Origin of the sequence: Vasconcelosia minhoensis LEGE 07310, assembly GCF_015207255.1 — a bacterium.
GTDB lineage: Bacteria > Cyanobacteriota > Cyanobacteriia > Phormidesmidales > Phormidesmidaceae > Vasconcelosia > Vasconcelosia minhoensis.
Window position 1 is genome coordinate 19,065 of sequence record NZ_JADEXG010000067.1, and the last position, 10,473, is coordinate 29,537.

Annotated in this window: 11 protein-coding genes; 8 read left to right on the forward strand and 3 right to left on the reverse strand. The window is 54.1% G+C overall.

Annotation, left to right across the window (positions count from 1 at the left end; all coding sequences use genetic code 11):
- Positions 1-371: 371 nt before the first annotated feature.
- The 5 genes from IQ241_RS21195 (at position 372) to IQ241_RS21215 (ending at position 6,563) form a co-directional block, all read left to right on the forward strand.
- The gene (locus IQ241_RS21195) at positions 372-2,306 is read left to right on the forward strand and encodes a heavy metal translocating P-type ATPase (RefSeq protein ID WP_193911072.1); all 1,935 of its coding nucleotides are present in this window, start codon (positions 372-374) and stop codon (positions 2,304-2,306) included.
- Between the two features lie 6 nt (positions 2,307-2,312).
- Positions 2,313-3,338: a sodium:calcium antiporter gene (locus tag IQ241_RS21200; protein ID WP_193911074.1), complete on the forward strand. Its 1,026-nt coding sequence runs from the start codon at positions 2,313-2,315 to the stop codon at positions 3,336-3,338.
- Positions 3,339-3,490: 152 nt separating this feature from the next.
- A complete protein-coding gene (locus IQ241_RS21205) occupies positions 3,491-3,688 on the forward strand; it encodes a heavy-metal-associated domain-containing protein (protein ID WP_322743735.1) in 198 nt (65 codons plus the stop codon).
- Positions 3,689-3,761: 73 nt separating this feature from the next.
- On the forward strand, positions 3,762-6,026 hold the full coding sequence (locus IQ241_RS21210; RefSeq protein WP_193911076.1) for a heavy metal translocating P-type ATPase: 2,265 nt from the start codon (positions 3,762-3,764) through the stop codon (positions 6,024-6,026).
- Positions 6,027-6,041: 15 nt separating this feature from the next.
- A complete protein-coding gene (locus IQ241_RS21215; RefSeq protein WP_193911078.1) occupies positions 6,042-6,563 on the forward strand; it encodes a cupredoxin domain-containing protein in 522 nt (173 codons plus the stop codon).
- Here the strand turns inward: IQ241_RS21215 and IQ241_RS21220 are convergent.
- Together IQ241_RS21220 and IQ241_RS21225 are read right to left on the reverse strand one after the other, a co-directional pair.
- The gene (locus tag IQ241_RS21220; RefSeq protein ID WP_193911080.1) at positions 6,560-7,252 is read right to left on the reverse strand and encodes a Uma2 family endonuclease; all 693 of its coding nucleotides are present in this window, start codon (positions 7,250-7,252) and stop codon (positions 6,560-6,562) included. The two genes, IQ241_RS21215 and IQ241_RS21220, sit on opposite strands and share 4 nt — an antisense overlap.
- A 73-nt stretch (positions 7,253-7,325) precedes the next feature.
- Complete coding sequence (locus tag IQ241_RS21225) at positions 7,326-8,504, reverse strand: TRC40/GET3/ArsA family transport-energizing ATPase (protein WP_193911082.1); 1,179 nt, start codon at positions 8,502-8,504, stop codon at positions 7,326-7,328.
- Between the two features lie 197 nt (positions 8,505-8,701).
- Here IQ241_RS21225 and IQ241_RS21230 point away from each other — a divergent pair, with 197 nt between their 5' ends.
- The gene (locus IQ241_RS21230) at positions 8,702-8,860 is read left to right on the forward strand and encodes a hypothetical protein (protein WP_193911084.1); all 159 of its coding nucleotides are present in this window, start codon (positions 8,702-8,704) and stop codon (positions 8,858-8,860) included.
- Positions 8,861-9,045: 185 nt separating this feature from the next.
- Positions 9,046-9,699, forward strand: coding sequence for a DUF305 domain-containing protein (locus IQ241_RS21235; protein WP_193911085.1), 654 nt, complete (start codon positions 9,046-9,048; stop codon positions 9,697-9,699).
- Between the two features lie 7 nt (positions 9,700-9,706).
- Here IQ241_RS21235 and IQ241_RS21240 read toward each other — a convergent pair whose 3' ends face one another.
- Positions 9,707-9,991, reverse strand: coding sequence for a DUF3105 domain-containing protein (locus IQ241_RS21240; protein ID WP_193911094.1), 285 nt, complete (start codon positions 9,989-9,991; stop codon positions 9,707-9,709).
- Here IQ241_RS21240 and IQ241_RS21245 point away from each other — a divergent pair.
- Positions 9,991-10,380, forward strand: coding sequence for a hypothetical protein (locus IQ241_RS21245; protein WP_193911087.1), 390 nt, complete (start codon positions 9,991-9,993; stop codon positions 10,378-10,380). The genes IQ241_RS21240 and IQ241_RS21245 overlap by 1 nt on opposite strands.
- Positions 10,381-10,473: the final 93 nt, after the last annotated feature.

Consider the following 10,473-nt stretch of genomic DNA (forward strand, 5'->3'; position numbering starts at 1 on the left):
TTCGGGCTGTGAGCGCTTGAATAGGAGCCGGGCTTCACTCTACCAATCAAGAAGCAAGAAGCGTCAGGACTTCAGGCGCTATCGTCTTAGGCACGCACATACCGTCAGCACAGGTATATTCAGACAGCGCTGACTGCTGAGAAGGGGGCATGTCACTACTGGATGCCTGCTCAATATAGCTGTCTGATGTCATCTGCATAATTCTGCTAGACAGTATGATGCCAACCGGCGTGATGGGCGGTTGGTAGATCACTCAGGACGTTCTAGTAGGTGTACAAAGCTATGATTGGATAGTGTGACAAGCATAGCCCTGTATCGTATTATATGAACACTTGTTCATATAATCATAATTCCCCTTAGCAGAGGCTTCTATGTCAGGATCTCAGTCCCACAGTGGCTGCTGTGGCCACGGTCATAGTCACGGTCACAATCATGGTTCAGGCGAGTTTACCCCGCGATCGCTAGCGCCTTTCGCGATCGCGTTCATCCTTTTCCTAATCGGCCTAATTTTCAACCAGCCGCTGCACAATACTCCCTATGCAATAGCCGAGTATGCCGTTCTGATTCCTGCCTATCTAATCAGCGGCTGGTCTGTGCTGACGACTGCCGGGCGGAATATCCTGCGAGGCCGCATTTTTGACGAAAACTTTTTGATGACGATCGCGACTTTAGGCGCGATCGCGATTCATGAGCTACCCGAAGCCGTGGCGGTAATGCTGTTCTTCCAGATAGGGGAGCTATTTCAGGACTATTCGGTGGGGCGATCGCGGCGATCAATTAAGTCGCTGCTGGAGGTGCGGCCCGATACGGCCAACCTGAAGGCTGACGGCGACATACGCGAAGTTTCGCCAGATTCGGTCAGCGTCGGGGACGTCATCGTGGTTCGCCCCGGTGAAAAAGTGCCGCTTGACGGCAAAATTATAGAGGGCAAATCTCAGGTGGATACTTCAGCTTTGACTGGAGAATCCGTCCCTCGCACCGTCCAAACTGGAGAGGCTGTTCTAGCAGGAATGATCAATCAGTCTGGGGGACTCACCGTCCGGGTAACCAAGCTGTTTGGAGAATCCTCTATTTCTAAAATTCTGGAGCTGGTGGAAAACGCCAGTAGCAAAAAAGCCAAAACCGAGAAATTTATCACCCGCTTTGCCCGCTACTACACGCCGGTAGTGGTGGTTCTCTCCCTTGCTGTGGCGATTCTGCCACCGCTATTGATTGCCGGCGCAACCCAGGCCGAGTGGGCCTATCGGGCGCTGGTGCTGCTAGTGATTTCCTGCCCCTGTGGCCTGGTGATCAGCATTCCGCTGGGCTACTTTGGCGGCGTTGGAGGTGCGGCTAAGCGCGGCATTTTGGTCAAAGGCTCTACCTTTTTAGATGCCCTGACTCAGGTCAAAACGGTTGTCTTTGACAAAACCGGAACCCTAACCCAGGGCAATTTTCGCGTCACTGAGGTGATTTCGCAAAATGGGCTAAGCCAGGAGCAGCTACTAGAACTCGCGGCCCAGGTAGAATCTCAATCCACTCATCCGGTGGCTCAGTCGATTCGGCAGGCCTACGGGCAGCCTGTGGATGGGTCTGGAGTACAGGACTACGAAGAAATTTCAGGCTACGGCATTCGGGCTAACGTCAATGGCCGCGCTGTACTCGCTGGGAATGACCGACTGCTGCACCGAGAAGATATCCCCCACGATGTCTGTACGGTAGAGGGAACGGTCGCCCATCTGGGCGTCGATGGCGAATACTCGGGGCGGATTGTCATTGCCGATGAGCTCAAACCCGATGCTGTAGAAGCCATTCGCGTTTTACACGGCCAGGGAATTGAAACCGCGATGCTGACCGGCGACAGCCAGTCGGTTGCAGACCGCATTGCCCAGGCCCTAGGTCTCGACCAGTATCGGGCTGAGCTACTGCCGGAGGATAAAGTCACTGCGTTAGAAGAATTCCTGCGTCGGGCTAGCCAGACCCAAAGTAAAGTTGCCTTTGTGGGTGACGGCATTAACGACGCGCCGGTGATTGCCCGGGCTGATGTGGGCATAGCCATGGGCGGCCTGGGTTCAGATGCGGCGATTGAGACAGCTGACGTGGTGATTATGACCGATGCGCCTTCAAAGGTGGCGGAGGCGATCGCGATCGCCCATCGCACCCGGCGGATCGTCTGGCAAAACATCTTTTTTGCCCTGGCGGTGAAAGCCGTTTTCATCGTCCTCGGTGCGCTCGGCATCGCCACCCTGTGGACTGCCGTCTTTGCCGATGTCGGTGTAGCGCTGCTGGCCATCCTCAACGCCGGTCGCATTATCCGTAATCCGTAATAGACGATGAGTATCTGGCTGTGGGGAGCGGTGTTGATTGCTGCCGTCTGGGCGGCCCACTGGGGCGCAGAACGCCTGGGTAAGCCATTGCGGAAACTGCGATCGCAGTGGGGCCTCACCCAGGTAGCCGGGGCCTCCTTTGTTGGGATTGCGGCGGCCAGCCCTGAAATTGGCATCAATACCACCAGTGCCTTCAGACAGGTAGCCGACATTGGCTTAGGGACGATGCTTGGCTCCAATATTGTTGCCATTCCCCTGTTGGTAACGGCGGCTTACATCGCCTCCCGCAAGGCTCAGTTAGGAGAAGCCGATCAGGCTGAAGCGGGTGAAGATTTTGAGTCCCATCGTCGTCACCGCCAGCAGCGGTTTATGAGGATTAATCGAGAAGCGGTGACAACGCAGACCATTCCCTACCTGGGCATTGTTGCCGTCGTTGCCCTGCTCACCATTCCAGCTCCGTGGCGAGGGCTTCAGCCAATCGATGGCTGGATTATGCTAGCGGTCTATCTGGTTTACCTAGCCCAGGCGGTATTCAGAGGTCGCCAAGCCGGGCAGCAGACCCGATGGGGAAAAGGCGAGATTGAAATGGCGGTTGCAGGTGTCCTCGCCCTCGCCATTGGGGCTTACTTTACCGTGATTGCTACAGAAAATATCGTTTCGGCTATCGGCATCTCAGAAATCATTGGAGGTCTTTTTATCACCGCACCGATGGCGATGCTGCCAGAGCTGTTTGCCACCTGGAGTATTGCCCGAAGTGGGCAGATCACGGCTGCCAGCGCCAGCGCCATTGGCGATCATGCTGTCACCATGACCATTGCCTTCTTTCCCCTGGCCCTGGTTACTGTTCCCGTAAACAATTTCCCACTTTTTGTGGTTAATTTAGCCTTCGTGGCGCTGGTGGCTGCTGCCTATGCAGTGTTGATTCACTGGGGCACTCCAGAACATGGATTCAAGCTCTGGCAGGTGCTGGCTCTAGATAGTGTTTATTTGATCTATCTGGTCGCTATCTTTCTAGGAGGACTAGCTGTTTAGTCTCTGTTTTTTAGGCAATTGAGCCCTCTATGACTAAAAAAATATTCTCTACCCTATTGACTCTCCAGTCAAGAGGAGAGTTTATGCTGTGATCAATAGGCAAAGTCTTTGTTCCTGAGCCTACTAGTACGATCTAAATTTGCTACTTAAAAATGATGAAATTACAGCTCAATGTTCCAAATATGGCTTGTGGGGCCTGTGCTAAGACGATTACCGAGGCCGTGAAGTCCGTAGACTCAAGCGCTAAAGTCGCGGCAGACCCCAAAACCAAGTGCGTATACGTAGAGACAGAAGCCTCCGAGACTTCAGTCCGCGAGGCGATCAGTCAGGCGGGCTACACCGCGTCCTAAAGTTCGAGAATTCTATTAGCAAGCAGAATCCTCGCGTTGAGGCGAATGGGGCTTAAGGGAGAAAATTTTCGCCATGACTTCAACAACTTTAAAGCTAAAGGGCATGAGCTGCGCCTCCTGCGCCAATAATATCGAAACGGCAATTCAACAGGTGCCGGGCGTGAATCGCGTCCAGGTTAATTTTGCTACCGAACAGGCCAGCGTTGAGTATGACAATCGCGATACGAATCTAGAAGCGATTCAACAGGCCGTCGCCGATGCCGGTTACGAAGCTCGTGAGTCGGAATTGACTACGGGTGAAGCGGATGAGCAGGAGCAGAAGGAGCGCAAGGCGCAGCAGCGGGCGTTACTGACTAAAGTCATCGTCAGCAGCGTGATCGGCATTGTGCTAATTTTAGGCACTCTGCCGATCATGCTGGGCATCAACATCCCAGGCTGGCCGATGTTTCTGCATCATCCCTGGCTACAGCTGGTCCTGGCGACGCCGGTTTTGTTCTGGTGCGGCCAGTCCTTTTATGTCGGAGCTTGGAAGGCATTTACGCATCGGTCGGCGAATATGAACACGCTGGTCGCGCTGGGAACCGGCGCAGCCTACCTTTACTCTATTTTTGTGACGCTGTTTCCCTACGTTCTAACGGCTCAAGGCCTAGCGCCAGACGTCTATTACGAAGCAGCCGTGGTGATCATTGCGCTGCTGCTGTTGGGCCGCTACTTCGAGAACCGAGCTAGGGGCCAGACTTCGGATGCGATTCGGCAGCTGATGGGCCTACAGGCCAACACGGCCCGAGTCGTGCGGCAGGGTGAAGAACTGGACCTGCCGCTTCAGGAGGTTGTTGTCGGCGATATTATCATTGTGCGTCCGGGTGAGAAGATTCCGGTGGACGGCGAGGTAGTAGAGGGTTCATCTACCGTCGATGAATCGATGGTGACGGGTGAACCGGTGCCGGTGAAGAAAGCGCCGGGCGAAGAAGTGATCGGCGCGACGATCAATAAAACTGGCAGCTTTCGGTTTAAAGCTTCGCGGATCGGAAAAGATACGGTGCTGGCCCAGATTGTACAGCTTGTTAAAGACGCCCAGGGTTCAAAAGCGCCGATTCAGAAGCTAGCGGACCAGGTGACCGGATGGTTTGTGCCGGTGGTGATCGCGATCGCAATCCTTACCTTCGTCCTCTGGTTTATCTTCATGGGTAACACTACGCTGGCCCTGCTCACTACCGTCGGCGTACTGATTATCGCCTGTCCCTGCGCTCTAGGACTGGCTACGCCCACCTCGATTATGGTTGGTACGGGTAAAGGGGCTGAAAACGGCATTTTGATTAAAGATGCCGAAAGTTTAGAGCGAGCTCATAGGATTCAGACCATTGTGGTTGACAAAACTGGAACGCTAACCCAGGGTAAGCCAACGGTGACCGACTATCTCACCGTGCGAGGCACTGCCGACCGCAATGAGATCAGGCTGCTGCAAATGGCAGCGGCGGTTGAGCGCAACTCGGAACATCCCCTAGCAGAGGCTGTCGTGCAGTATGCTGCATCCCAGGGCGTCGATAAAAAGTCGCTGCCTGCGGTGCAGGACTTCGATGCGGTGACGGGCAACGGTGTCCAGGGCCGGGTCAACGGTCGCTTAGTCCAGATTGGCACCGACCGCTGGATGCAAAGCTTGGGTATCCAGACCGAATCACTTCAGTCTCGGCGACAGGCTTGGGAGGCGGCAGCCAAAACCACGGCTTGGATTGCGGTGGATGGCAAAGCCGAAGGGCTAATAGGGATCTCAGACGCGCTCAAGGAGTCTTCCACCCGGGCCGTGGGGGCACTGCAAAAGATGGGGCTGGAGGTCGTGATGTTGACCGGCGACAACCAGCAAACGGCTGAAGCGATCGCGCAGGAAGTCGGCATTCGTCGGATTTTTGCGGAAGTCCGCCCCGACCAAAAGGCGGCGCAGATCAAGCAGCTCCAGTCTGAAGGTAAGCAGGTGGCAATGGTGGGCGATGGGATTAACGATGCGCCTGCCCTGGCTCAGGCAGATGTGGGCATTTCGATTGGCACGGGGACGGATGTTGCGATCGCGGCCAGCGACATCACCTTAATTTCCGGCGACCTGCAGGGCATTGTCACCGCGATTCAGCTCAGCAAAGCTACCATTGCCAACATTCGCCAAAATCTGTTCTTTGCCTTCATCTATAATGTGGCGGGCATCCCGATTGCGGCAGGCATACTCTATCCTTTCTTCGGCTGGCTGCTGAGCCCGATTATTGCAGGCGCAGCGATGGCGTTTAGCTCAGTTTCTGTCGTCAGCAACGCGCTTCGCCTGAGAAATTTTTCCCCCAACGGGGTTCGTTAGGATAGGGTTAAACGAATGAAATTACGATCATGTTTACTGAGTAGTATGCTTGGCGTCAGCCTGCTACTTGGTATTGCCCATACTGCTAAAGCCCAAATTTCGGATGCTGGTACCAGCGAGTTTCGCCGAATAGAGCAGCCGCTGGGAGTCAAAGCAGGCATAGTCGCAGCCGGTGCGGGTCTGATTGGTCTGGAGCTATGGTGGTTTCTCTTTAGCAAAACGAAGGTTCAAACGGCTCAGGTTGATGAAGGCGTTCAAACTGTAGAGGTCGCCGTAGATGGTGGCTATTCGCCAAATCAAATTGTTGTCCAGGCAGGCCAGCCGGTAAAGCTGACCTTCTTACGCAAAGATCGGAGTAGCTGCCTGGAGCAGGTCATTTTTCCCGACTTTAATCGATCTGTGGACCTACCGCTAAATCAAAAGAGAACCGTCGAAGTCACGCCCAAAGAAGCAGGTAGCTATCCCTTTCACTGCGGCATGAATATGTTTCGGGGCACGCTGACGGTAGAAGATAGCTCTAAACCTGAAGCGTCTTAGACGGTGTCAGGATCGACGCCTAGCTCCCTGAGTCGGGCGGCTAGCCGGTCGGCCCGCTGCTGCTCCTGGTCAGCCCGCTGCTGCTCCTGGTCGGCTCGCTGGCGTTCCTGGTCGCGCTGGCGAGACAGCTCTACCGGCGTTAGGAATCGCTCCCCGGCAGGCGTATAGATTTCCAGGGTGTCCTCAGTGACTTCAAAGTGAATGCCCAACCTGGGGCTTACCCAGCCATTGATTTCTGAAATTTCGACCAGGCGATCGCGATCGCGCTGCGAACCAACCAGTTCATTACTTCTCGGATCGTAGAGGTAGTATTCTTCTACCCCATACTGTTGATAGAACAGCAGCTTGCGAGTCATCCCCTGAGGCGTGTTGCCAGGAGAGAGAATTTCAAAAGCAACCTGCGGCGCAACGTTGTCTTCTTTCCACTGCTGGTAAGAACCGCGATCGCGCTTAGGCCGACCCAATACCACCATCACATCGGGTGCCTGACAGCGCTGACTCTCGCCTTCTACTGGGTACCAGAGCAAATCTCCAGCGACGAATACATCCGGCGTATCGGCGAACAAAATCTCTAGATTCTCTTTAATGGTGACAATCCAACGAAACTGCAGCGTATTGTCCGCCATCGGCTGACCATCGCTCTCAGGATAGATAACTTCGGCAGGACGGACTTGAGGCTCGGCAACCATAGCTAACCCGCTTGACTCGGTGCTTTAACCCTAGCACTTTGATACCCAAGGCAGACAGGCTTCGTCACAATCCCTATCTTGCGGCGAACCGAATCTTCAAGTAGTCATCTTCCATCTTCGCCCCGGCGGGCTGTAGGGCCGCCAGCGCCTGGGGTAAAACCAAATTCCGACGATGGTTGCCAATTCGAATATTTAGCTCGTCTGACGTTTTACTCAGCTCCACCTGATCTTTGGGAATCCCCGGCAGGTAGACTTCCAAACTGTAGTGATCGGCTTCCTGCACAACCCGCAGCGTCGTTTCTTTATAGTAGACCTGAGCCGGATCTTCGTCGGCGTAGAGCGTCTCCTTCAGGCGTTCCAGAGCTTCTAAGCCACACATCTCTTCTGAAAACAGAGGGATTTCCTTGACCGGCAGCGGCCGAAAGTTTTCGTGTATTTGTTCGCGGTACTTAGACTGCTGCTCTTTCCAGCGCTGAAAGAACGGGTCAGAAACGCTGTCGGGAATAATTCGATTGGCGATTACCAGATCGGTGCCGACATTGTAAAGACTTAGATAGGCATGGGCGCGAAGGGATTCCTTGATCACCATTTTTTCAGGATTGGTGACCAGGCGTACAGAGGTGGTCGTCGCATCGGTGAGCACCTTTTCCAGCGCTTCGAGCTGCTCGTAAAACTCGTAAGGCGCGTCCATCACCGCCTTGTCGGGCAGTGAAAATCCGGCGACCGGGCGAAAGATCGGCTCTACCAGCGGTCGCAGGGCAGCAGAAACGGCTTGGAAGGGCTTATATAGCCGCCGCATATACCAGCCTGCAACTTCCGGTAAGCTCAGCAGCCGTAGGGCTGTTCCCGTCGGGGCCGAGTCAATAATCAGCACGTCAAATTCGCCTTCGTCATAGTGGCGCTTCATCCGTACCAGGCTGAAGATTTCATCCATGCCGGGCAGGATAGCAAGTTCTTCGGCCTCGACCCCCTCCAGCCCGCGAGCCTGTAAGACCTGGGTGATGTAGCGTTTCACCGCTCCCCAATTCCCCTCCAGCTCCATCAGCGCATCCAGCTCGGCTCCCCAAAGGTTGGGCTTGACCAGGCGCGGCTCGTGGCTGAGCTCCAGATCAAAGCTGTCAGCCAGGGAATGGGCTGGGTCAGTACTCAGCACCAGGGTTTTATGACCCAGTTCGGCACAGCGCAGCCCCGTCGCTGCCGCTACGGAGGTTTTTCCGACGCCGCCTTTCCCGGTCATTAAAAGTACTCGCATAGAGTCCAGTCCTTGATGCTCAAAATGATTAGCTCTTCTACTTTAGCGAGTTTCTGAGGCGACGGCAGTTGCGACCGCTATCTCAGCCTTTAGATTAGCGCTAGATAGAACCTGTCCCCAGACAGGTGGCAAGAAATAGAGCAAAGTGGTATCTCAAAGGGGACAAAATCTGCGTTCGGCTTCGCCCAAGAATTCCTATGTTTGAATCTAGAGATTTAGAAACCGTCCTCAGCCTAGCTTCAGTTCTGAGGCTGACCGTGTTTGTTCTGGGCCTATTGTTTCTGCTGGCGCTGCCACCGACCGTCGCGGCAATTCTAAGCGTCTTCTCGAAAGACTCTAACGCTTCAGATTCCTAATCAAACAGCAAAAAAGCGTCATAGCGTAAAGTACCGGCTTCAAGCTCGCGGTAGCAGGACTAATCCCAACCACAGTGACAGCTAAAAATGAAATGCGTTGAAATGGGCTAACGGCAATTTCATCCGCATTTCACTTTTTCAGGCCCATAATGGATTTTTAAAGCGCTCAAATGAGTTGATTTTATATGCACTTGAAACGGCCGTTTGTCGCCCTGCTGCTAGGCGCGATCGCGTCTGGCCCTTTGCTTTTAGCCGGATGTAGCACCTTTTCACAGTCTCCAAATGGCCACAGCATGCCGATCGGGGACAGCTCTATGGCAGACCATGAGATGACGATGGATCTGGGTCCTAAAGATGCCGAGTTCGACCTGCGGTTTATCGACGGCATGATTTTGCACCACCAGGGCGCGATCGCGATGGCCGAAGCCGTGTTGCAAAACTCGCAGCGCGACGAAATGAGGCAGCTAGCCCAGGAGGTGATCGCCGCCCAGCAGAGCGAAATTGACCAGATGCAGCAGTGGCGGCAGGACTGGTATCCCAACGCCAGCGCTGAACCCGTGATGTATGACGCTCAAATGGGTCACACCATGGCGATGCCCCCTGAGATGCAGACGGCGATGCGAATGGATGGGGGCCTGGGCAAAGCGGATGCCGAATTCGACCGCCGCTTTATCGACGCCATGATTCCGCACCATGAGGGAGCGCTAACGATGGCTGAGCAGGTTTTGGAAAAGAGCGCTCGTTCCGAACTGCGGCAGGTGGCTGAGGATATTCTCGCCACTCAGCAAACCGAAATTGACCAGATGACCCAGTGGCGGCAGGACTGGTACGCTCAGTAGGTATAGGCTACCGAACCGGATTTTCTGGGCCGCGACCGCGATATTCGTCTATAAAGCTAGCCGCTGCGTCTGGGTCAAACTGCGGTTGAGCCAGCTTCTTCGTCCAGGCTGTCAACACGATGCTTTCACCGAGTCCCGGCTTAGGAACGACGACGATGCCGTCCCATGGACCCGAAAATTCGTTGATCGTCTCTTCGCCTGGCTCATCATAGTAAATAACGATGTTGCCATGCTCAAGAGAATGGACGAGCTTTTCCTGAGGCTGCTCCTGATCGTAAACGCCAGAATTGATTGGCGTCGGATCTACTTCAGCAGTTTGAGTCTATTGCTAAAGAGCATAACAGGATTACAGCCCGTATTGATGAGGCAATCGCCACGATACCGGAGGCAATGGCTGAATGTGCCAGGCAGCTAACTGAGCAGGGAAAGGAACTTCCCAGCTTTGGCAAAAGCTACGAGCTCTATCGACAGAAGTATGAAGCGTTAGAAAATGCCCCAGAGGCTCCCTTAGGGTTTTCTGCGTTTGTAGATAAGCCTCCAATGCCGTCGGATAAGAATTTCGCGAGTCAAATGCCGGTTGTAGAGGCTAGCAACGAACCTATATACGAAGACAGCTTAGTAGAAGATATTGAGGAATGGACGGCCTATATAGTGGACCCCAAAAACTGGACAGGTAGCTAAGCTCCGAATCACTCAAAAAATGATAGGAGTTATTCATGAGCAGAAAACGCAGACAGTATAGTCCAGAGTTCAAAGCAAAAATTGCGATTGCAG